General features: G+C 60.4%; 22 protein-coding genes. 12 read left to right on the top strand and 10 right to left on the bottom strand.

Annotated elements, in window-relative coordinates; translation table 11 throughout:
- Positions 1–135 precede the first annotated feature (135 nt).
- The 6 genes from mce to PL597_RS00440 all read right to left on the bottom strand — a co-directional run bounded on the left by mce (position 136) and on the right by PL597_RS00440 (position 7,902).
- Positions 136–552, bottom strand: a complete 417-nt coding sequence (mce, locus tag PL597_RS00465; protein ID WP_137411457.1) for a methylmalonyl-CoA epimerase — start codon at positions 550–552, stop codon at positions 136–138.
- A gap of 13 nt (positions 553–565) precedes the next feature.
- Positions 566–2,707 (bottom strand): methylmalonyl-CoA mutase, encoded by a 2,142-nt coding sequence (scpA, locus tag PL597_RS00460; RefSeq protein WP_137411456.1) that lies wholly within the window; start codon positions 2,705–2,707, stop codon positions 566–568.
- A gap of 133 nt (positions 2,708–2,840) precedes the next feature.
- Complete coding sequence (locus tag PL597_RS00455) at positions 2,841–4,844, bottom strand: acetyl-CoA carboxylase biotin carboxylase subunit (RefSeq protein ID WP_271364371.1); 2,004 nt, start codon at positions 4,842–4,844, stop codon at positions 2,841–2,843.
- 45 nt (positions 4,845–4,889) lie between these two features.
- On the bottom strand, positions 4,890–5,267 hold the full coding sequence (locus tag PL597_RS00450) for a hypothetical protein (protein WP_077985202.1): 378 nt from the start codon (positions 5,265–5,267) through the stop codon (positions 4,890–4,892).
- Between the two features lie 103 nt (positions 5,268–5,370).
- On the bottom strand, positions 5,371–6,267 hold the full coding sequence (gene yghU, locus PL597_RS00445) for a glutathione-dependent disulfide-bond oxidoreductase (RefSeq protein ID WP_077985203.1): 897 nt from the start codon (positions 6,265–6,267) through the stop codon (positions 5,371–5,373).
- 102 nt (positions 6,268–6,369) lie between these two features.
- Positions 6,370–7,902: an acyl-CoA carboxylase subunit beta gene (locus tag PL597_RS00440; RefSeq protein ID WP_077985204.1), complete on the bottom strand. Its 1,533-nt coding sequence runs from the start codon at positions 7,900–7,902 to the stop codon at positions 6,370–6,372.
- A 118-nt stretch (positions 7,903–8,020) separates the two neighbouring features.
- On the opposite strand from PL597_RS00440, the gene PL597_RS00435 reads away from it, so the two are divergent.
- Positions 8,021–9,439: a helix-turn-helix domain-containing protein gene (locus PL597_RS00435; RefSeq protein ID WP_271364370.1), complete on the top strand. Its 1,419-nt coding sequence runs from the start codon at positions 8,021–8,023 to the stop codon at positions 9,437–9,439.
- Positions 9,440–9,445: 6 nt separating this feature from the next.
- On the opposite strand, the gene PL597_RS00430 is transcribed toward PL597_RS00435, so the two are convergent.
- A complete protein-coding gene (locus PL597_RS00430; RefSeq protein ID WP_162520350.1) occupies positions 9,446–10,102 on the bottom strand; it encodes a DNA-3-methyladenine glycosylase family protein in 657 nt (218 codons plus the stop codon).
- 39 nt (positions 10,103–10,141) lie between these two features.
- On the opposite strand from PL597_RS00430, the gene gluQRS reads away from it, so the two are divergent.
- Positions 10,142–11,041 carry a tRNA glutamyl-Q(34) synthetase GluQRS gene (gene gluQRS / locus PL597_RS00425; protein WP_271364369.1) on the top strand — a complete coding sequence of 300 codons (900 nt, stop codon included), beginning with the start codon at positions 10,142–10,144 and terminating at the stop codon, positions 11,039–11,041.
- On the opposite strand, the gene PL597_RS00420 is transcribed toward gluQRS, so the two are convergent.
- Positions 11,009–11,926 (bottom strand): YihY/virulence factor BrkB family protein, encoded by a 918-nt coding sequence (locus tag PL597_RS00420; RefSeq protein WP_271364368.1) that lies wholly within the window; start codon positions 11,924–11,926, stop codon positions 11,009–11,011. The two genes, gluQRS and PL597_RS00420, sit on opposite strands and share 33 nt — an antisense overlap.
- A 176-nt stretch (positions 11,927–12,102) precedes the next feature.
- Between PL597_RS00420 and PL597_RS00415 the strand changes: the two genes are divergently transcribed.
- From PL597_RS00415 to PL597_RS00385, 7 genes are all read left to right on the top strand, one after another.
- Positions 12,103–12,936: an SDR family oxidoreductase gene (locus tag PL597_RS00415; RefSeq protein ID WP_137411450.1), complete on the top strand. Its 834-nt coding sequence runs from the start codon at positions 12,103–12,105 to the stop codon at positions 12,934–12,936.
- A gap of 16 nt (positions 12,937–12,952) precedes the next feature.
- Complete coding sequence (locus PL597_RS00410) at positions 12,953–13,150, top strand: twin transmembrane helix small protein (RefSeq protein ID WP_003520830.1); 198 nt, start codon at positions 12,953–12,955, stop codon at positions 13,148–13,150.
- Position 13,151: 1 nt separating this feature from the next.
- Positions 13,152–13,730: a cob(I)yrinic acid a,c-diamide adenosyltransferase gene (locus tag PL597_RS00405; RefSeq protein ID WP_271364367.1), complete on the top strand. Its 579-nt coding sequence runs from the start codon at positions 13,152–13,154 to the stop codon at positions 13,728–13,730.
- Between the two features lie 32 nt (positions 13,731–13,762).
- A complete protein-coding gene (locus PL597_RS00400) occupies positions 13,763–14,536 on the top strand; it encodes a rhomboid family intramembrane serine protease (RefSeq protein ID WP_173990988.1) in 774 nt (257 codons plus the stop codon).
- A 184-nt stretch (positions 14,537–14,720) separates the two neighbouring features.
- The gene (locus tag PL597_RS00395; protein ID WP_142912076.1) at positions 14,721–15,467 is read left to right on the top strand and encodes an electron transfer flavoprotein subunit beta/FixA family protein; all 747 of its coding nucleotides are present in this window, start codon (positions 14,721–14,723) and stop codon (positions 15,465–15,467) included.
- Positions 15,468–15,492: 25 nt separating this feature from the next.
- Entirely contained in the window at positions 15,493–16,422 is a 930-nt protein-coding gene (locus PL597_RS00390) for an electron transfer flavoprotein subunit alpha/FixB family protein (RefSeq protein ID WP_077985210.1), read from the top strand.
- A gap of 114 nt (positions 16,423–16,536) precedes the next feature.
- Positions 16,537–17,418: a 3-hydroxybutyryl-CoA dehydrogenase gene (locus PL597_RS00385; RefSeq protein WP_077985335.1), complete on the top strand. Its 882-nt coding sequence runs from the start codon at positions 16,537–16,539 to the stop codon at positions 17,416–17,418.
- Positions 17,419–17,455: 37 nt separating this feature from the next.
- Here PL597_RS00385 and PL597_RS00380 read toward each other — a convergent pair whose 3' ends face one another.
- On the bottom strand, positions 17,456–18,703 hold the full coding sequence (locus PL597_RS00380) for an MgtC/SapB family protein (protein WP_271364365.1): 1,248 nt from the start codon (positions 18,701–18,703) through the stop codon (positions 17,456–17,458).
- A gap of 136 nt (positions 18,704–18,839) precedes the next feature.
- Positions 18,840–19,508, bottom strand: a complete 669-nt coding sequence (tlpA, locus tag PL597_RS00375; protein WP_077985211.1) for a thiol:disulfide interchange protein TlpA — start codon at positions 19,506–19,508, stop codon at positions 18,840–18,842.
- A 22-nt stretch (positions 19,509–19,530) separates the two neighbouring features.
- On the opposite strand from tlpA, the gene argH reads away from it, so the two are divergent.
- The 3 genes from argH (at position 19,531) to lysA (ending at position 22,511) form a co-directional block, all read left to right on the top strand.
- Positions 19,531–20,931 carry an argininosuccinate lyase gene (argH, locus tag PL597_RS00370; protein WP_137411445.1) on the top strand — a complete coding sequence of 467 codons (1,401 nt, stop codon included), beginning with the start codon at positions 19,531–19,533 and terminating at the stop codon, positions 20,929–20,931.
- 94 nt (positions 20,932–21,025) lie between these two features.
- Complete coding sequence (gene lptM, locus PL597_RS00365; protein ID WP_003509930.1) at positions 21,026–21,229, top strand: LPS translocon maturation chaperone LptM; 204 nt, start codon at positions 21,026–21,028, stop codon at positions 21,227–21,229.
- Between the two features lie 13 nt (positions 21,230–21,242).
- Positions 21,243–22,511, top strand: a complete 1,269-nt coding sequence (gene lysA, locus PL597_RS00360) for a diaminopimelate decarboxylase (protein WP_271364363.1) — start codon at positions 21,243–21,245, stop codon at positions 22,509–22,511.
- The last annotated feature ends 176 nt before the right edge of the window (positions 22,512–22,687 follow it).

Genomic DNA, 22,687 nt, shown 5'->3' with positions numbered 1-22,687 from the left:
TCGTTGAAAGACAATTGCCATAAAAACGAAAACAAAACGAATGTCAAAAGAAAACAAACGAAACACGTTCCGGCAAAGGCGAACGGCCGCTGCGCGCCATCCACCGTATGGCCAGCCTCTTACGGGGTCTGTGTTTCAGCCATGTGTCCGAGAAACCTGTTCAAGCTCATAGAGCACGCCGCCCATATCCTTTGGGTGCAGGAAAAGAACGGGATTGCCATGCGCGCCGATCTTCGGCTCGCCGTCACCCAGAATTCGAACGCCTTTTTTGACGAGATCGTCGCGCGCCGCGACAATGTCAGGCACTTCGAAGCAAAGATGGTGCGTGCCGCCGCCCGGATTTCTCTCGAGAAAAGCGGCAATCGGCGAATTTTCGCCGAGCGGATAAAGAAGCTCGATCTTGGTATTTTCAGCCTGAATGAAAACCACCGTCACCCCGTGTTGAGGTAGCGATTGCGGCTCCGAGACCTCTGCGCCAAGTGCGCTGTAGCGGGCAATAGCGGCATCGAGATCGGGCACCGCGATGGCGACGTGATTCAATCTTGCGAACATGGCCGTATTCCCCTCACACGTTCCGCCTGACGCCTTCGAGCAGGTCGAGAACCTTGTTGGCCGCATCCATGACATTGGTGCCGGGTCCGAAAATTGCCGAAACGCCGTGATCGAGCAGAAACTGATAATCCTGCCGTGGAATGACGCCGCCGACCACGACGATGATGTCTTCCGCGCCCTTCTGTTTCAGCGCCTCAACCAGCTGCGGCGCCAGCGTCTTATGACCGGCGGCGAGCGACGACATGCCCACCACATGCACCCTGTTCTGAACGGCGATATCCGCCGCTTCAACGGGCGTCTGGAACAAAGGGCCGGCCAGCACATCGAAACCGATATCGCCGAAGGCGGAGGCTATGACCTTCGCGCCGCGATCATGTCCGTCCTGCCCGAGTTTGGCGACCATGATGCGCGGCTTGGTGCCGATCCTCTCAGCAACACCGGAAAGCCGGGCGGAGAGCGTGGCAAGTTCAGGCTCATCCCTATAGGCCTCGCCATAAATATCGCTCACCACCTCCGGCACGGCGGCATGGTCACCGAAGACCGCACGCAGTGCATCGGAAATCTCTCCCACCGTGGCGCGGGCGCGGGCGGCGACAACGGCGGCTTCGAGAATATTGCCCTTGCCGCTGCGGGCGATCTCGGAAAGTGCCGCCAAGGCGGAGGTCACATCCTTGCCATCGCGGCGGCGGCGCGTCTCCTCAATGCGGCGGATCTGCGCGGCGCGAACGGCGGCATTGTCGATATCGAGAACATCGATATCTTCCTCGTTTTCGAGACGATAACGGTTGACGCCGACGATGACCTCCTCGCCCTTGTCCACCGCCGCCTGGCGGCGTGTTGCCGCCTCTTCGATCAGCCGTTTCGGCAGGCCTTCCGCCACCGCCCTGGTCATGCCGCCAAGCGCCTCCACCTCCTCGATCAGCGCCCAGGCCTTCTCTGCCAGTTCATCGGTCAGGCTCTCGACATAATAGGAACCGGCCAGCGGATCGACGACCTTGGTGACACCGGTTTCATGCTGGAGGATAAGCTGCGTATTGCGGGCGATGCGGGCGGAAAACTCCGTCGGCAGGGCAATCGCCTCATCGAAGGAATTGGTGTGCAGCGACTGCGTACCGCCAAGCACGGCGGACATGGCCTCAAACGCGGTGCGGACGATGTTGTTATAAGGGTCCTGCTCCTGAAGCGAGACACCTGACGTCTGGCAATGGGTGCGCAGCATCAGCGATGACGCTTTTTGCGGCTTGAATTCCTGCATGATGCGCGACCAGAGCAGGCGCGCGGCGCGCAGCTTCGCCGCCTCCATGAAGAAATTCATGCCGATGGCGAAAAAGAACGACAGGCGCCCGGCAAAATCATCGACATTCAGCCCCTTGGCAAGGGCCGCGCGCACATATTCGCGGCCATCCGCCAGCGTGAAGGCAAGCTCCTGCACCAGCGTCGCGCCCGCTTCCTGCATGTGATAGCCGGAAATGGAGATGGAGTTGAATTTCGGCATCTCCTTCGCCGTATATTCGATGATATCGGCAATGATCCGCATCGAGGGTTCCGGCGGATAGATATAGGTGTTGCGGACCATGAACTCCTTGAGAATGTCATTCTGGATGGTGCCCGAAAGGGCGGCACGAGGCACCCCCTGCTCTTCCCCCGCAACGATGAAACTGGCGAGCACCGGAATAACCGCGCCATTCATGGTCATCGACACCGAGACTTTTTCGAGCGGGATGCCGTCGAACAGGATTTTCATGTCCTCGACGCTGTCGATCGCCACGCCCGCCTTGCCGACATCGCCCTCCACGCGCGGATGATCGCTGTCATAACCGCGATGGGTGGCGAGATCGAAGGCGACGGAAACGCCCTGCTGACCGGCGGCGAGCGCCTTGCGATAAAAAGCGTTCGAGGCTTCCGCCGTGGAGAAACCGGCATATTGGCGGATGGTCCAGGGCCGCCCGGCATACATGGTGGCGCGCGGGCCGCGCGTGAAGGGCGCAAAGCCGGGCAGGCTGTCGAGATGGGAAATCTTCTGCAGATCGTCAGCCGTATAGAGCGGCTTGACCTCGATGCCCTCCGGCGTGTGCCAGACGAGTGTGTCCGGTGAGCGCTTCAGCTCCTTTTCGGCAAGCTGCAGCCAATCCCGCACCGTTTTTTCACCCGACATGCATCTCTCCCCTTCTGCATTTCATTTTAGCACTGTGGCGGCTGATCGTGACGAAAATCGAACGGCCGCCCGCAGGCCCGCCCCCTTAAACCACTCCGATCCGCATCCGTTCCGCAAAAACGGCCAAAGGTCGTCACTCGAATTCGAGGATGACTTCATCCACCGCGAGGCTGTCGCCCGGTTTAGCCGCCACCCTGGCAACGCGACCGCGTCTTTCCGCGCGCAGGATGTTTTCCATCTTCATGGCCTCCACCGTCGCCAGCGCCTGCCCGGCCTCCACCTCTTCGCCCTCACCCACGGAAATACCGGTGATGACGCCCGGCATGGGGCAGAGCAGCAGTTTCGACGTATCCGGTGGCAGTTTTTCCGGCATCAGCAGCGCCAGTTCCGCCACGCGCGGGCTGCGCACGCGGGCGAGAACATCCATGCCGCACCAGCGCAAGCGAACCGCTGCACCTGCAAGATCGACCTTGGCGGCGATGACCTCGCCCGCCACTGTGAACAGCCCAAGGCTTTGGCCGGGACGCCAGCCGGTATCGATGGTCAGCGCCATCCCATCCTCAAAACGGACCGCTGTACCATCCGCACCGGTTTCGACGCTGACCCCGTGGCGGAGCGCGCCAAACGAAACCACCCAGTCACTACCGACAATGCGGCGGTGATTGCCAATGGTGCCGGAAATTTCAACCGCGCGGTTCTGCAGGCGCTGATTGATGATGGCCGCAATGGCGGAAAGCTTGCGCGCGGCGGCCTCATCCGGCTCGACGCCGGAAAAGCCTTCCGGAAACTCTTCCGCAATAAAGCCCGTCGTCAGGCGGCCGGCACGGAAACGCTCATGCTGCATGACGGCCGACAGGAACGGTAGATTGTGGCCGATGCCTTCAACCTCGAAACGATCCAATGCCTCTCCCATGGCATCGATGGCAGTCGTCCGATCCTTGCCCCAGCTGCACAGCTTGGCGATCATCGGATCGTAATACATCGAGATTTCGCCGCCTTCGAAAACGCCGGTATCGTTGCGGATGACCGTTCCGTTTTCCTGTTCGCCTTCCTGCGGCGGGCGATAACGCGTCAGCCGGCCAATAGAGGGCAGGAAGTTGCGGTAGGGGTCTTCAGCATAAAGCCGGCTTTCAATCGCCCAGCCGTTCAGCTTCACATCCGCCTGCCCGAAGGAGAGCTTTTCACCTGATGCCACACGGATCATCTGTTCGACCAGATCGATGCCGGTAACCAGCTCCGTCACCGGATGCTCCACCTGCAGGCGGGTATTCATTTCAAGGAAATAGAAGTTGCGGTCACCATCGACGATGAATTCCACCGTGCCGGCCGAATGGTAACCGACCGCTCTCGCCAGCGCCACGGCCTGCTCGCCCATGGCCTTGCGGGTCGCTCCGTCCAGAAAGGGTGACGGCGCTTCCTCGATGACCTTCTGGTTCCGCCGCTGGATCGAGCATTCGCGTTCGCCGAGATAAAGGATATTGCCGTGCTTGTCGCCCAGCACCTGAATTTCGATATGGCGCGGCTGGGTGACGAATTTTTCGATGAAGATGCGGTCATCGCCAAAAGACGACTTCGCCTCGTTTTTGGAGGACTGAAAACCCTCGCGCGCTTCGGCATCGTTGAAGGCGATGCGCATGCCTTTGCCGCCACCGCCGGCCGACGCCTTGATCATGACGGGATAACCGATCTGCGAAGCGATCCTGACCGCCTCATCCGCATCCTCGATCAGCCCCATATGGCCGGGGACGGTGGAAACGCCCGCTTTCGCGGCCAGTTTCTTGGAGGTGATCTTGTCACCCATGGCCTCGATGGCGCCAACAGGCGGGCCGATGAAGACGACGCCCGCCTGTTTCAGCGCTTCTGCGAAGACAGCATTTTCCGACAGGAAGCCGTAGCCGGGATGGACCGCATCCGCCCCGGTCCTATTGATGGCCTCCAGAATTTTGTCGATGACGATATAGGACTGCGACGAGGGGGCCGGGCCGATATGAACGGCCTCATCCGCTTGTCTCACATGCAGCGCATTGGCATCCGCATCCGAATAGACCGCGACAGTGGCGATGCCCATCTTCCTGGCCGTCTTGATCACCCGGCAGGCGATCTCGCCGCGATTGGCGATGAGGATTTTCTTGATCATGCGGTTGTTGCCCCTCTTCCCTCAGCGCAAACCCGTGAGTAGTCGTCAAATTTCGAAAAAATTCTCGAAGGATTCCGGGAAATTCTGCCGGGCGACACGCTCATCGATAACAAGCATCGCCTGATAGGAAAGCGGATCGAAGTTCTTTTCCGCCGGCACCACCTCGCGGCCGAAGAGGAGGTTGAGGCGGGCGGCGTCGAGATTGCCACGCTCGAAGGGCTCAGGCCCGAAATGGTGCCAGAGCGAGTGCAGGAAGGCGGCATCGATGCGATGCTCCTTGGTGTCGTTGCGCGCCCTTCGGGGTATCATCTTGATAGGTGTTACCCCTTTGGGGTTGGCGCGGCGGATGGTGAACTGGACGCCCGTGCTCGGCATGCCGGAGGGAAATCCCTTGTGTTTGGTCATTTCGGGCAGGTTCGCCATCTTTTGTCCTTCCAGAACATTTCCAGTAAAAGCTGCCTTGCTTTTACGTCCGGAAATGCGTCAATTCAAATAGTTAGAGCGCTTTTGGCGCTCTAATCCTTCCTTACGCCTTGCCGATCTTGTCCTGTGTCTTCGTCTCGAAGTCGGAGGCGTCGTGGCGTTCATGCAACTGTTCGGACGGATCGCCCGAAGTCTTGTTGACGATCACGCCGCGTTTGACCGCCGGGCGTTCGCCGATTTCGAGCGTCCAGCGCATGACGTTCTTGTAACCGTCCGCCTCAAGGAACGCACCGGCATCGCCATAGGCCTGACCAAGCGCGATCTTGCCATACCACGGCCAGACGGCCATGTCGGCGATGGTATATTCCGAACCCGCCAGATAGCGGTTTTCAGCCAGGTGCCGGTCCAGCACGTCGAGCTGGCGTTTGACCTCCATCGCGTAACGGTCGATGGCGTATTTGATCTTGATCGGCGCATAGGCGTAGAAATGGCCGAAACCGCCGCCGAGGAAGGGTGCGGAGCCCATCTGCCAGAACAGCCAGTTCAGTGCCTGTGTGCGGGCATTGCCCTCTTTCGGCAGGAAAGCGCCGAATTTTTCCGCGAGATAAACGAGGATCGAGCCGCTTTCGAAAACGCGCGTCGGCTCAGCCGTCGAGTGATCCATCAGCGCCGGGATCTTGGAATTCGGATTGACGCCGACGAAACCGGAGCCGAACTGGTCGCCCTCGCCGATCTTGATCAGCCAGGCATCATAGTCTGCGTCCTTGTGGCCGGCGGCCAGCAATTCTTCCAGCATGATGGTGACCTTCTGGCCGTTCGGCGTCGCCAGCGAATAAAGCTGCAGCGGGTGCTTGCCGACAGGCAGTTCCTTTTCATGGGTGGGACCGGCGATAGGGCGGTTGATATTGGCGAACTGACCGCCATTGCCCTTTTCCCAGGTCCAGACCTTGGGCACTTCATATCCTGCGGGTAAATTATCTGCGGAGGAATTTTCGGCCATGAAAATGTGTCCTTTTGCTTTTCGGGAGGACATCCGGACATCCGGGCGCCTTAACATCCATATAGTAAGGTGGCCGAAGCATTTTTCCAGCCCTGCGGCGGATCAGAGCGGAATAGTGTCGTGTTTCTTCCAGCGGGTTTCCACGCTCTTGTTGCGCAGCGACGCAAACGCGCGAGCGATGCGGCGGCGTGAGGAATGCGGCATGATGACCTCATCGATGAAACCGCGCTCCGCAGCGACGAAGGGATTGGCGAAACGCTCCTCATATTCCTTCGTGCGCGCAGCGATCTTTTCCGGATCGGAGAGCTCGGAACGATAGAGAATTTCCGCCGCCCCCTTTGCGCCCATCACGGCGATTTCCGCCGTCGGCCAGGCATAGTTCACGTCAGCGCCGATATGTTTCGAGGCCATCACGTCATAAGCGCCGCCGTAGGCCTTGCGGGTGATCAGCGTCACCATCGGCACCGTCGCCTCGGAATAGGCGAACAGAAGTTTCGCGCCGTGCTTGATGACGCCGCCATATTCCTGCGCCGTTCCGGGCAGGAAACCCGGCACATCCACCAGCGTCAGAAGCGGAATGTTGAAGGCGTCGCAGAAGCGCACGAAACGCGCCGCCTTGCGCGAGGCGTCAATATCGAGGCAGCCGGCCAGCACCATCGGCTGGTTGGCGACGACGCCCACCGTCTGGCCTTCGAGACGGATAAAGCCGGTGATGATGTTGCGGGCGAAAGCTTCCTGCAACTCGAAGAAATCGCCTTCGTCGGCCAGCGCGTGGATCAGTTCCTTCATGTCATATGGCTTGCTGGAACTATCAGGGATCAGCGTATCGAGACGTGCTTCCAGCCGCGCCGGATCGTCGTGGAACGGGCGCGCCGGCGGCTTTTCGCGGTTGTTGAGCGGCAGAAAATCGAACAGCAGCCGCACATGCTCCAGCGTCTCGATGTCGTTTTCATAAGCGCCGTCGGCGACGGAGGATTTTTTCGTGTGGGTGGAGGCTCCGCCCAATTCTTCCGCCGTAACGATCTCGTTGGTCACGGTTTTGACCACATCCGGCCCGGTCACGAACATGTAGGAGGTATCGCGCACCATGAAGATGAAATCGGTCATGGCCGGCGAATAGACGGCGCCGCCCGCACAGGGGCCCATGATGACCGATATCTGCGGCACGACGCCAGAGGCGACGACATTGCGCTTGAACACATCGGCATAACCGCCGAGCGAGGCCACGCCTTCCTGAATTCTGGCCCCGCCGGAATCGTTGAGGCCGATCACCGGCGCGCCGTTGCGCACCGCCATATCCATGATCTTGCAGATTTTCTGCGCATGGGTTTCCGACAGCGAACCGCCGAGCACGGTGAAATCCTGCGAAAACACATAGACCTGTCGGCCATTGATGGTGCCCCAGCCGGTGACGACGCCGTCGCCGGCCACCTTCTGTTCCGCCATACCGAAATCCACCGCCCGGTGGGTCACGTACATGTCGTATTCTTCGAAGGAGCCTTCATCCAGCAGCACATCGATGCGCTCGCGCGCCGTCAGCTTGCCCTTGGCGTGCTGCGCCTCGATGCGCTTGACGCCGCCGCCGAGCCGCGCCTCGGCGCGCCGCGTTTCCAATTGCTCCAGAATGCCGGGCATGTTTCCTCCATGCGTTTCCTCAAAATCAATAGCTTAGAAAACATTCGCCTAGAAGCCTTGATCGTGCGCGTATGCGTGCCATAAATATTTGCAATATTAAATTTTGCAAAGTTGCAACATGGCGACGGAAAAACTCTTCATCGGCCGCAAGGTTCGCGGCCTTCGCGAAAACGCCCGCGCCACGCAGGCGCAATTTGCCGAGCGGCTTGGTATCTCCGCGAGTTACCTGAACCAGATCGAAAACAACCAGCGCCCGGTTTCGGCCAGCGTTCTGGTGACGCTGGTGGAAAAATTCCAGCTCGACATGGCGGAGCTGGCGACCGGTGAAAGCGACCGGCTGGTTTCCGCCGTGCGCGAGGCGCTGAAAGACCCGCTGTTCCTGAATTACGAGCCTGGGCTCCAGGAATTGAAGTTGATCGCCCAGAACGCGCCGGGTTTTGCCCATGCGCTGCTGCGCGCCCACCAGGCCTATCGTCAGAACAGCGAGCAGCTGGTGCAGCTGGATGACCGGCTGGGTCGCGGCACCGCGCAAGTGGAAAGAACCCCTTACGAGGAGGTGCGCGACTTCTTCCACTTCGTCGACAACTACGTCGCCGAGATCGATCTTCTGGCCGAGGAGCTGGCAGAGGACTTGGACATCGAGGGTGGCGAGACCTACGGCATTCTGGCGACGCATCTGCACAACCGTTACGGCATCCATATCACCCGCACCGATGCGGCGGGCGGCCTGATCCGGCATTTCGATCCTGCGAGCAAGACGCTCGCCCTGAGCTCCTACATGGCCGCGCCGACCCGCTCTTTTCAGCTTGCATTGCAGATTGCCCAGCTTCACGCCGGCGCGACGGTGGACAGGGTGCTGGCCGGCGCCGGTTTCCGCAACACGGAAGCGGCCGAAATCTGTCGTATCGGACTGCACAATTATTTCGCCGCAGCGCTCATCCTGCCCTATGGCCGCTTTCATCAGGCGGCACAGGAGCTACGCCACGATCTTGAGCTTCTGGCCGTTCGTTTCGGCGCAAGCCTTGAGCAGGTGGCCCACCGGCTGAGCACCTTGCAACGGCCAGGTACAAAAGGCGTGCCGATCTTTTTCGCCAAGATCGACCGCGCCGGCAACATCACCAAACGCCACAGCGCCACGCGGCTGCAATTTGCCCGTTTCGGCGCGGCCTGTCCGCTGTGGAATATCCATCAGGCCTTCGAAAGCTCCGACAGGATCGTGCGGCAGCTGGCGGAAACGCCTGACGGCGTACGCTATCTTTCCATTGCCACGCAGATCGAGAAAGCCGGCGCGGGTTTCAACACGGATAGACCGCGCTATGCCATCGCGCTCGGCTGCGAAATTTCCCACGCGCAGAATTTCGTTTATGCCGATACGCTCGATCTCGGCAATGCCGCCTCCTTCAAACCGATCGGCATATCCTGCCGGGTCTGCGAGAGGGTGGATTGCGTACAGCGCGCGGTGCCGCCGCTGAAACGCAAGCTGCATTTCGATCATCTGTCGCGCGGGGCCCTGCCCTACAGTATCGCCGATTTTTGACCACACTCAGGGCAGCGGCGCCATGGCGCGCCGCATGATGTTGGCATAATAACCCCAGAAAAGCCGGGCGGCCACGGAGCGCCACGGCGACCAGAGCGCCGCCCGCTCCGCCAGCCATTTCGCTTCCGGCCTCACTTCCATATCGAGCGCATGCGCCACCGCCGATCTCAGCGCCACATCACCGACCGGAAAAATATCCGGATGCCCGCCGCAGAACATCAGATAAACCTCCGCCGTCCACGGGCCTATACCGCGAAGCGCCACCAGTTCGGAAAGGGCCGCAAGTCCCTCCTTGCGCACCACGCCGTCAAGGTCGATCTGCCCTTGCGTGACGGCGCGCGCCAGTCCCTCCAGTGTCGTCGCCTTGGCCCGGGAAAGGCCGAAGGTGGCGCGCAATTCCTCCGGCACACCCAGATAATTCTCCGCCGTGACCGCGCCGCCGGTGCCGGCAAGGATACGCGCCCATATGGCATTGGCGCTGGCGCGCGACACCATCTGCGAGACGACGATATGGGCAAGGCCGGCAAAGCCGGGCTCGTGGATGCGCAGTTCCAGCGGACCGGCTATTTCAATGACGGGGCCAAGCGCAGGATCGAGAAGAGTGAGATGTTCCAGCCCTTCGCTGATGTCATCCATCCCGGTAATGATTTTCATATCCGTCATTCCATATGCCGCCAGCCGGCTGGTTTGGCTCTTTAAAACATGGCAGAAGAAACCATGCCTTCGCCGTTCCGTCAAAAACCGGTTTACCGTTTTGCACCAAGCCCCAATGGCCTGCTGCATCTCGGCCATGCGCTTTCCGCCTTCCTGAACCAAGATATGGCGCGAGACAATGACGGCCGCTTCCTGTTGCGCATCGAGGATATCGACCAGACGCGCTGCACCCCGGAGCTGGAACAGGCAATCTATGACGATCTTGGCTGGCTGGGTCTCGACTGGGAGAAACCTGCGCGGCGGCAATCGGAGCATTTCGATGAGTACCGCATGGCGCTGGACAGGCTGATCGAGGCAGGGCTTGCTTACCCTGCCTTTCTTAGCCGCGGAGAAACCAAGGCGATCGTCAGGGCCTTCGAAACGGAGGGAGGGTTGTGGCCGCGCGATCCCGATGGCGCGCCGCTTTACCCGACCATAGACCGGGAGAGGCCAAAGGCGGAACGGACAGCGCTGCTCGCTTCCGGCCGGCCGCACGCCTGGCGGCTCGACATGGAAAAGGCGATCCGCGCCGCTGGCATCCCCCTGTTCTGGCAGGAAAGCGGCGATGGCGAGACGGGAAAAATCGAGGCCCAGCCCGCCCTTTGGGGCGATGTGGTGCTGTCGCGCTCAGACGCGCCTTCGAGTTATCATCTTTCCGTCGTGGTGGATGATGCGCTGCAGGGTATCACCCATGTGGTGCGCGGCATGGATCTGTTCCATGCCACCGCCATTCACCGGCTGCTGCAACACCTGCTGGACCTGTCGCAACCGGCCTATCACCATCACCGGCTGATCTTGGGCGCAGACGGGCGCAAGCTTTCGAAAAGCGAAGGCAGTACCGGCATTTCCGCCCTGCGGGCAGAAGGAGCGACGCCCTCAGATATCCGCCGGCTTGTCGGCCTCCTCTAGTGCCCGCTCGCGACGCGGGCCATTGCTGCCGATATTGCGGCGGATGATCTGCCGGACCTTGTACTTCATCAGCGCCGCATTCACCTCCGCACCCAGCATGAAGATGACGCCGACCATATAAAGAAACACCAAAACCACCATAACCGAGGCGAGACCCGCATAGGTGGCCGCATAATTGGCAAAGGTGGAGAGGTAATAGGCGAAGATCGCCGCACCGATGACCCAGAAGATCATCGTCAGCAGGATTCCCGGCCAGACATCCCAGATGCGGCGTTTGCCGGCCGGAAGCCACAGATGCGCCGCCACCAGCCCCGCCGTCAGCACAACGATGGTACCGTAAAGACCAAGACTGGAGACCGTATTCAGCACGTCTGTCAGCCAGGGGAACCGCTGCTCGGCAAAAGAGGTGGCGACCGGCACGGCGACGAGGACGATGCTGATGCCAGCAAAGACCACAACCGCAATCAGCACGTAAAGCAGGCTGAGCAGACGGGTAATATACCACCAGCGCGTCTCCGTGACACGATAGGCGCGGTTGAGCGAAATTCTCAGCGCCTCGACGCCGTTGGAGGCAAAATAGGCAGCTGCCAGCACCGAAATCGTCAGCAGCCCGCCGCGCGGAATGGTCAGCACCTGCTGCACCTGCGCCGCCAGCGGCCCGGCAATCGCTTCCGGCCATGTATCGAAAATCAGATGCACCGCCGTTTCGGAAAACTGGTCGGCCCCGAGAAAACCGGCCAGCGCCGTGCCGAAGATCAGGAAGGGGAACAGCGCCAGAAGGATGGACAGCGCCATATGGCTCGCCATCGCCCAGCCGTCATCCTCGGCGAAATGGGAATAGGCATCGAAGGCAACCTTGCCTGCCAGGCGCACTGCGGCAACCATGTCACCTCCATTCATCGGCATTTCATTTGTAACTTCGCCCCGAATATGGGAAATCAGCTTCGCTTTGTACAGCGCGCAAACCCGGCTTTCGGTTCCATTTCCGAAAAGGATTTTGCGCAATTTAATTTTGTGAATCTGAGCGCCCCTTGGCGCAAAGTCCATTGGCGGGGCAGAACATGTCTGAAAAACCGGTCATCATCATCACCGGCTGTTCCTCTGGCATCGGGGCTCATTGCGCCGGCGCGCTGCACAGGGATGGCTGGCGGGTTTTTGCCACCGTGCGCCGCATCGCCGATATGGCCGCTCTCGAAAATCAGGGCATCGAAACCCTGATCATGGACTACACCAAGCCCGAAACCATCGCAGCACTGGTGGATACGGTTGCCGCCCGCACCGGCGGGCGCATCGACGCGCTTTTCAACAATGGCGCTTATGGCCAGCCGGGCGCGGTGGAAGACCTGCCTGTCGAAGCGCTGAGAGCCCAGTTCGAAACCAATGTCTTCGGCTGGCACGATCTGACGCGGCGGGTCATTCCCTTCATGCGCAAGCGTGGTTCGGGCCGCATCGTGCATTGCTCCTCCATTCTCGGTCTCGTTCCCTATCGCTATCGCGGCGCTTACACCGCTTCGAAATTTGCGCTTGAGGGGCTGGGCGTCACGCTGCGCATGGAGCTTCAGGGCAGCGGCATCCATGTGAGCCTGATCGAACCGGGTCCGATCACCTCCAAATTCACCGCCACCGCGCTTGCCCATATCAACGAGCACATCGATCTCGAAAATTCAGCCCATGCGGCGGAATATAAACGCCAGTTGGCGCGCATGGATGGTTCCGGCCCCGTCAACCGCCACAAGCTTGGTCCGGACGCCGTTTATACCGTGTTGAAACACGCCCTGACGGCGGCAAAACCGAAGCCGCATTATCCCGTTACCGTGCCGGCCAAACAGGGGCTTATCCTGAAACGGCTCTTGCCTGCCGGACTATTCTATCGTCTGCTGCGCAGATTCGATTGAGGAGGAGTAATACCGCATGTCCGGCTTCACCACCGTTCTGGCCCTTATCGTTATGGGCCTCGTCGTCATCGTGCTGATACGCGGCCTCTTCAACATGCTGAAGGGACAGGACGCCAACCGTTCCAACAAGCTGATGCAGCTTCGTCTGCTTTTGCAGGCCGTGGCGATTGTGCTGATCATGTTCACCCTCTGGCTCACCGGCGGTGGCCGCTGACATGGTGAAGCTGAACAAGATCTACACCCGCACCGGCGACAAGGGCACGACGGCTCTGGTTTCCGGCCCGCGTCGCCTCAAGCACGACCTTCGCGTCGAGGCATACGGCACGGTCGACGAGACCAATTCGGCGATCGGTGTCGCGCGGCTTTATACGGGCGGGATTGAAAAGCTGGATGCCATGCTGTTCCGGATCCAGAACGATCTTTTCGACCTCGGCGCCGATCTCGCCACGCCTGATAATGGCGAGCCGCTTTCTTACGAGCCGCTGCGCATCGTCGAAAGCCAGGTCACGCGGCTGGAAAACGAAATCGACGATCTCAATGTCGCGCTTGAACCGCTGACCTCTTTCGTGCTGCCGGGCGGCAGCGCGGCGGCGGCCAATCTGCACATGGCGCGCACCGTCTGCCGGCGGGCGGAGAGACTGATGGTGGAACTGTCCGTCACTGAGAACGAGATCGTCAGCCCGGCGGCGCTTAAATACGCCAACCGCCTGTCCGATTTCCTGTTCGTCGCCGCCCGCTTCGCCAATGAGGCCGGCAAGGCCGACATATTGTGGGTTCCCGGCAAGAACCGCTAAAGCGTTTCAACGACACAACCAAAGGGCGTTCGATGTTCATACCGCTGCACGATGCGAATTCCCTCAAGCATATCCGGCTGCAATATGTGACGATCGGTCTGATCGCGGTCAATGTGCTGGTCTGGCTGTTCACCGGCGTCCTTGCCAGCGACACGCAGGCCAATGCAGCAGCGCTCGGCCTCGGTTTCATTCCGGCAGTGGTGTTCGACTACGCCTATCTGGAACCCGCCCTGCAGGTCGTTCCCGATGACCTGACCGTTGTCACCTATGCTTTCCTGCATCTCGATTTCTGGCATCTGGCCGGCAACATGCTGTTTCTCTGGGTCTTCGGCGACAATGTCGAGGATGCGCTCGGCCATTTCCGTTTCCTGATCTTCTATATCGTCTGCGCGATTGCCGGCGCCCTGTTTCACGGTTTCGTCGCCCCCACCTCGGAAGGGCCGCTGATCGGCGCTTCGGGTGCGGTTTCGGGCGTCGTCGCGGCCTATTTCCTTCTGCATCCCAGGGTTCGCGTCTGGGTGCTGGTTCTCATGCGCATTCCGCTTCCCTTGCCCGCCTTCGTTCCGCTGGCGCTGTGGATCGGCCAGCAGTTCCTGATGCTGGCACTCGGGCTTGAGGAAAACGTCTCCTGGGGCGCGCATGTTGGCGGCATCATGGCTGGCGCGATCATGGTGATTTTCATGCGCAGGCGGGGCGTTCCCCTGTTTGACCGCACGATTGTTCCGCCAAGGGCGGCGCAGTTCAAGAATCCGTCGCAAACGGCGGGGTTGTCGCAAATCGAACGGGGCTATGACGGGAGCAGATGAGCTCTTGCAAAAGAGATAGAGTATTTACGTGAACGTCAACGTAAGATATGCCTTACGCGCATGCGATAATGAAGATTGCTCCGTTGTAATTGCGGGAAAAATGCTTATCCATGTCGCCAACCTGTTTTTGGAGGTCCGCGCGGTCAACTGGCCAAAGCGGACAGGAGTTTGAGGAAAGCCGCCGATGAAGATCCTTGTCCCCGTCAAACGAGTCGTCGATTACAACGTGAAGATCCGCGTAAAATCGGATGGTTCAGGTGTTGAGCTTGCCAATGTGAAGATGTCGATGAATCCGTTCGACGAAATCTCGGTGGAAGAGGCCCTTCGTCTGAAGGAAGCCGGCAAGGCCGAAGAGGTCGTGGTCGTCTCCATCGGCCCGGCCAAGGCGGAAGAAACGCTGCGCACCGCGCTTGCGATGGGCGCTGACCGCGCTATCCTGATCGAGACCGACGAGACGGTCGAGCCGCTCGCCGTCGCCAAGCTTTTGAAGGGTGTGGCCGAGGCTGAGCAGCCCGGTCTCGTCATCGTCGGCAAGCAGGCGATCGATGACGATTCGAACCAGACCGGCCAGATGCTGGCAGCCCTTCTCGGCTGGGGCCAGGGCACCTTTGCCTCCAAGGTCGTACCGGCTGATGGAAAGGTCGCGGTTACCCGTGAAGTCGATGGCGGCCTGCAGACTATCGAGCTGAAACTGCCAGCCGTCGTCACCACCGATCTTCGTCTGAACGAGCCGCGTTACGCCTCGCTGCCGAACATCATGAAGGCAAAAAAGAAGCCGCTCGACAAAAAGTCGCCGGCCGATTTCGGCGTCGACGTTTCGCCGCGCCTGAAGGTGCTGAAGACCGAGGAGCCCGCGGGCCGCAAGGCTGGCATCAAGGTTGGCTCGGTTGCCGAACTGGTCGAAAAGCTCAAAGCCGACGGCGTCCTCTAAGGTTTCGGAAAAGGGAGATATTCTTATGGCCATTCTTCTTCTGGCAGAACACGACAACGCAACCCTTTCCGACCTGACGGCAAAGACGCTGACGGCGGCAACGCAGATCGGCGGCGACGTCCACGTGCTGGTCGCTGGCTCTGGCGCGAAAGCGGCGGCCGACGCGGCCGCGAAGCTGACGGGCGTTTCCAAGGTGCTGCTCGCCGACGACGCCTCCTATGCCAACGCGCTCGCCGAGCCGCTGGCGGCGCTGATCGTTTCGCTCAGCCCCTCTTATGATGTCATCATCGCCCCGGCGACGGCATCCGCCAAGAACGTAGCGCCCCGCGTTGCGGCCCTTCTCGACGTGGCGCAGGTCTCGGAAATCATCGAGGTCGTCAGCCCTGATACCTTCAAGCGACCGATCTATGCCGGCAACGCCATCCAGACAGTGCAGGCGACCGACGCGAAGAAGGTCATCACCGTGCGTCCGACCGCCTTTGCGGCAGCGGCAGAAGGTGGTTCGGCGGCAGTCGAAACCATTGCAGCCGCTGAAAACCCCGGTGTCTCCAGCTTCGTTTCCGACGCGCTGGCCTCGTCAGATCGTCCGGAACTGACCTCCGCCAAGATCATCATCTCCGGCGGCCGTGCGCTTGGCTCTTCGGAAAAATTCAAGGAAGTCATCCTTCCCGTCGCTGACAAGCTGGGCGCCGCCGTTGGTGCGTCGCGCGCTGCCGTCGATGCCGGATACGCGCCGAATGACTGGCAGGTGGGCCAGACCGGCAAGGTGGTCGCGCCGCAGCTTTACATCGCGGCCGGTATTTCCGGTGCCATCCAGCATCTGGCCGGCATGAAGGATTCGAAGGTCATCGTCGCCATCAACAAGGATGAAGAAGCGCCGATTTTCCAGGTTGCCGATTACGGTCTCGTCGCAGACTTGTTCGAGGCGCTGCCGGAACTGCAAAAAGCCCTTTGATTTTAAATACATGATGAAGGCGGCGCGTTTTTTGAACGCGCCGCCTTCTCTTTTTCAGCGATATGCGTAACATCGCCAGCGAATTACTATATGCAGCACATGGGAGAACAGCATATGACCGCCCCCTTTAAGAATATCGGTGTCATCGGAGCCGGTCAGATGGGGTGTGGCATAGCGCATGTTTCCGCCATTGCCGGATACAGGGTTCACATCTACGATCTTTCGAAGGAAGGCATTGAGGCCGGCCTTGCCACGATCAACGGCAATCTCGCCCGCCAGGTCACCAACGGCAAGCTTTCCGACGAGGCCCGCAAGCAGGCGCTGACGCTCATCAGCGGATCGACCGACGTCAATGATCTGGCGCCGATGGATCTTGTCATCGAGGCTGCTACGGAAAACGAAGAGATCAAGCGCAAGATCTACACGCAGGTCTGCCCGGTTCTGAAGCCGGAAGCGCTTCTCGCCACCAACACCTCGTCACTTTCCATCACTAGGCTTGCATCGGCCACCGACCGTCCCGAACAGTTCATGGGCATCCACTTCATGAACCCGGTCCCCGTCATGAAGCTGGTGGAACTGGTGCGCGGCATCGCCACCAATGAAAAGACCTTCGACGCGGCCAAGGATTATGTGCGGACGCTCGAAAAGGCGATCACCGTTGCCGAAGATTTCCCGGCCTTCATCGTCAACCGCATCCTGCTGCCGATGATCAACGAGGCGATCTATACGCTTTATGAGGGCGTCGGTTCGGTGGAAGCTATCGACACAGCCATGCGACTTGGCGCCAACCACCCGATGGGACCGCTGCAGCTTGCCGATTTCATCGGCCTCGATACCTGTTTGTCGATCATGCAGGTGCTGCATGACGGTCTCTCCGACAGCAAATACCGCCCCTGCCCGCTGCTGGTCAAGTATGTCGAGGCCGGCTGGCTCGGCCGCAAATCCGGCCGCGGCTTCTACGATTATCGGGGTGAGACGCCGGTTCCGACGCGCTGAGCCCGGACCAATATCGTCTCTGCCTTCGGCTGAACCCTCAGGCAATCAGCAAATAGGTAACCGCTCCGACACCCGCGGCAAAGATGGATGCGGCCGTAAGCAATCCGCAATAAACGAGCGTTCCGGAAACGGCGGCGACGAATATGCGTCCTGCCGCGTTGGCGGCGAGAGCGGCGAGGATTGCGCTGGCCAAAATGTCCGACGAAATGCTCTGCGCGCTGGTTCGCAACGCACTGAGAACCGCGACATCGGCATCGAATATGGCGGACAGAGCCGTGAGCGCGATGAAGCCGCCGGCGCCGATCCAGACGAGAAGAACGGCATTCAGCGTTCGCGTTGCGGCAAAAAGCGCGGCGAAGATGGCAAGGGGCGCCAAGTCGAACGGGTTTTTTGCATTGAGTTCTTGCCCGGTCTGCGTGTCCTGCAGCCTTATCAGGCCGGCGCCGCTCAATCCGAGAACCAGTGCCGCAGTCAGCGTCGCCGGTGCGATAAGCGAAAACGTTGTCAGCGAGAGGGCGAGAACGATAACGAGAATCCGGAGCAACGATACAGCCGCGGCCAGCACCGCCACACCGGCCAGAGGCCACGCGTTTTCACCGCTTTTCGCCTTCTGCCCGAAGCTGGCAGTTACAGCGGTCGATGAAACAAGGGCGCCCGCCAGCCCGGTCACCAGCAGGCCGCGAGTTGAGCCGAGGAGGCGCACGGCAATATAGCCGCAATAGGAGATCGCGGCGCTGAGCACGGTGAACAGCCATATTTCCCACGGGTTGAAGCCGCCCCACGGATCGATCGCCCGGTTCGGAAGGATCGACAGGCCAACGGCGGTCATCACGGCAAGCACCAGCGCGGAGCGGAGCTCGACCCAAGTCAGCCGTTTCAGCAGGCGGTGGAGAACTTCCCTGCCGGCAAGCAATGCCGCAAGGGCCGCAGCACCAGCCGCCGCCGCCTGATAGTGCGCCGTTACCGCAAGCCCGCCGAGGGCAAAGACGCAGAGAGCCGCAACCACGCCGGTGACACTGAAATCATTGTCATGACGCGCTTCGCGCAGCTTGAACCATGAAAAACTGAATGCAAACCCCAGAAAACCCGCCGCAAAAGCGAAAACGCTATTCTGCTCTGCGGCCAACACGCCGAAGACGCCACCCAGCAGACCGGTAATGCCATAGGTCCGGATCCCGGCGGTACGGCTGCCCGCCGGCGCATCGCGCTCCCGCCAGCCGCGCTCAAGGCCGACGAGCAGGCCGATGGCGAGAGCAAGACCAAGCCGGGGAATTAGCAACTCCATATCGGCACCCATTCATGGCGGAAGCCAGTATCATTATACGAGGCGGGTACGGGCTTGTCTGCACCGGCCCGTCCGCTGGAAAGCCGGGCGTTGACGGCGGTTGCGGCTCATAGTGCCCAATATTCCGGCCACCGCATCATTTTCCAGTAGCCGCGGTCACCAGCGCCTCGGCGTCTTCACTGTCCCACGCCGCCGGGCCGTTCATGGCCGCGAGCAGGCAGCCGTTTTCATCCAGCAGCAGGGTTGCCGGCAGGCCGAAAGCAAGACCTTCCTTTTTCAGAACGTTGAAGACGCCCATGGAGCTGTCGCGGTAGTGCTTCAGAGCATCGATCTTGTATTCATCCATAAAAGCTTTCGGTTTTTCATCCGCGCCAGTATCGATGTTGACGGCAACGACCTCGAAATTCTCGCCGCCCTTTTCCTTCTCCAGCGCGTTCAGCGCCGGCATCTCTTCGCGGCAGGGCACACACCATGTGGCCCAGAGATTGAGAAGAACCGCCTTGCCCTTGAGATCGGCAAGCGTCATGTCTTGCGACTGCGGCCCCTTGAAGGACAGCGGAATGATGCGCGGCCTGTCCGCCGCCGACATGGCCGCGACCTGCCCTTTCAGAAACGGTTTCAGCGAGGCGATGCGGTTTGCCGCACCCTCACATAAACCGCCGTCTGCCACCGCTGCCCCTTGAACCGGGCTCTCAGACCCAATATGCCTGAACCAGACCGCGCCAGCACCGGCGAGCACACCGGCCACGGCAGCAATTGCAACCAATTTGGCGGAAGGAAGCCTGAACGGCGTTTTTTCTGTCATCGAATACTCCAGGGCACTTAACATGGCTGACGGCACAGATCAGAAATCCTCCAACCAGATGTGGGGCGGGCGTTTCGCTTCCGGGCCATCTGCCATCATGGAAGAGATAAATGCCTCCATCGGCTTCGACAAGAAGCTTTACGCCCAGGATATCCGCGGCTCTATGGCGCATGCCACCATGCTGGCATCTAAAGGCATTATTTCGCCTGAAGATAAAGACAAGATCATCGAGGGTCTGAACACGATCCTGTCAGAGATCGAAGCCGGCACCTTCGAATTTTCGCGCAAACTCGAAGATATTCACATGAATATCGAAGCGCGCCTTGCGACCCTCATCGGCACAGCGGCTGGTCGCCTGCACACCGCCCGCTCGCGCAACGACCAGGTGGCGCTCGATTTCCGCCTGTGGGTCAAGGAAGAACTGCAGAAGACGGAAGGGATGCTGACCGCCCTCATCGCCGCCTTCCTCGACCGCGCCGAAGAAAATGCCGATACCGTGATGCCGGGCTTCACCCATCTGCAGACGGCGCAGCCGGTGACCTTCGGCCATCATTGCATGGCCTATGTGGAAATGTTCGGCCGTGACCGCGCCCGCGTGCGCCACGCCATCGAGCATCTGGACGAAAGCCCGATCGGCGCAGCCGCCCTTGCCGGCACCGGCTATCCCATCGACCGCCACATGACGGCAAGCGCTCTTGGTTTCCGCGAACCGACCCGCAACTCAATCGACACCGTCTCCGATCGCGATTTCGCGCTGGAATTCCTGTCCATCGCTTCTATCTGTGCCACGCACCTGTCGCGTCTCGCCGAAGAGATCGTCATCTGGTCGACGCCGCAATTCGGCTTCATCCGCCTGTCGGACGCCTTTTCCACCGGCTCGTCGATCATGCCGCAGAAGAAAAACCCCGACGCCGCCGAACTGGTGCGCGCCAAGACCGGCCGCATCAACGGCTCGCTGATCGCCCTTCTGACAGTGATGAAGGGCCTGCCGCTCGCCTATTCCAAGGACATGCAGGAAGACAAGGAACAGGTTTTCGATGCCGCCGAAAGCCTGGAACTGGCGATTGCCGCCATGACCGGCATGATCCGCGACCTTGAAGTGCGCAAGGACCGTATGCGTGCCGCCGCCGGTTCGGGTTATTCCACCGCTACCGATCTTGCCGACTGGCTGGTGCGCGAAGCGGGCCTGCCCTTCCGCGATGCCCACCATGTGACCGGCAATGCCGTAGCGCTGGCGGAAAAAAAAGGCTGCGATCTCGCCGATCTTTCGCTGGAAGAATTGCAGGCCATCCACCCCGGCATCACCAAGGGTGTTTTTGACGTTCTGTCCGTAGAAGCATCGGTCGCCAGCCGCACGAGTTTCGGCGGCACGGCCCCTTCGGAGGTGCGCAAGCAGATCGCCTGGTGGCGTGAACGCAACTGATAAATTCGCGTTACAATGCGATCACAAGAAACAGGGTGCACAAGCGCCCTGTTTTTCGTTATCAGAGAGGCACATATTTCCTTTGGACAGGCCCATGCTTTCAAAAACCGCGCGCAAACTCATCGTTCCCATCGGCATGACGCTCGCCGTCAGCCTTGCTCTTTCCGCCTGCGGGCGTAAGGGCGACATCGATCCGCCGAGCACGCCGGTCGAAATGCGCAACAAACGCGCCGCCGATGGAAGCGAACCGAAGCCGGCGACGGCTGAGCGTCCGTTCATTCTCGACAAGCTTCTCTGACGGGTAAAAAGCCGTGAACCATTTTGGCTATATCGACGGCGTGCTGCACGCCGAAAACGTGCCCGTGCCTGAGATCGCCAAGGCGGTCGGCACGCCCTTCTACGTCTATTCCACGGCAACGCTGGAACGCCACTACAAGGTGTTCGCAGGCGCTTTCGCGGATGTGGACGCGATGGTTTGTTACGCCATGAAGGCCAATTCCAATCAGGCGGTGCTGAAAACGCTTGCAAAGCTCGGCGCCGGCATCGACGTCGTCTCCGGCGGCGAATTGCGCCGCGCACTCGCAGCCGGCGTGCCGGCAAGCCGCATCATGTTCTCCGGCGTCGGCAAGACGGTGGCGGAAATGGATTATGCGCTGGAAGCCGGCATCTATTGCTTCAACATCGAATCCGAGCCGGAACTGGAAGTCCTCAACCTGCGCGCCGTCAAGGCCGGCAAACGGGCGCATGTCTCCTTCCGTATCAATCCGGATGTGGATGCGCGCACCCACGCCAAGATTTCCACCGGCAAGAAGGAAAACAAGTTCGGCATTTCCTATGAACGCGCCCGCGCGGTTTATGCCCATGCCGCCACCCTGCCCGGCATCGAAGTGACCGGCATCGACATGCATATCGGCAGCCAGATCACCGAATTGCAGCCTTTCGAGGACGCTTTCCGGCTGCTGCGCGAACTCGTCGAGGCGCTGCGCGGCGATGGCCACACGATCAGCCATGTCGATATTGGCGGCGGTCTCGGCATTCCCTATCGCGATGACAACAACCCGCCGCCACTGCCCGATGCCTATGCGCATATCGTCAAGAATGAGCTGAAGAGCCTCAACTGCAAGATCGTGACCGAGCCGGGCCGCCTGATCGTCGGCAATGCCGGTATTCTGGTGACCGAAGTGATCTATGTGAAGGATGGCGGCGACAAGACCTTCGTGATCGTTGACGGCGCCATGAACGACCTTATCCGCCCGACGCTCTACGAGGCATATCACGGCATTCGCCCGGTGGTGCAGCCGGCCGAAAACACACCGCGCATCAAGGCCGATATCGTTGGCCCCGTCTGCGAGACCGGCGATTATCTGGCGCTCGACCGCGAGATGGCGGCACCGCAGCCGGGTGATCTGATTGCCGTCAGCTCCGCCGGCGCCTATGGCGCGGTGCAGGCCGGCACCTATAATTCCCGCCTGCTGGTGCCGGAAGTGCTGGTGAAGGACGACAAATTCCACGTGATCCGTCCGCGCGGCACCTATGAAGAGTTGATCGCGCTCGATTCCGTACCCGCCTGGCTCGATTGAGCTCGCCCGTATCACCGGTTTGCCGATCACAATCAAGCGAAGCTGCCTAAAAAATGGGGGCGAGGGCTTGGGCGCCCTCGTCTTCGCCACAAAGAATGTTATCCTTGCCCCCGTGATACAAACAGCTCGCCGTTCCGGGAATGGCGTTCGACGTGGCCAGAACCGGGAGAACGGAT

The organism is Agrobacterium sp. ST15.13.013 (assembly GCF_027956525.1).
GTDB classification, from domain to species: Bacteria; Pseudomonadota; Alphaproteobacteria; order Rhizobiales; family Rhizobiaceae; genus Agrobacterium; species Agrobacterium salinitolerans.
This window is presented reverse-complemented; position numbering and strand designations above follow the sequence as displayed.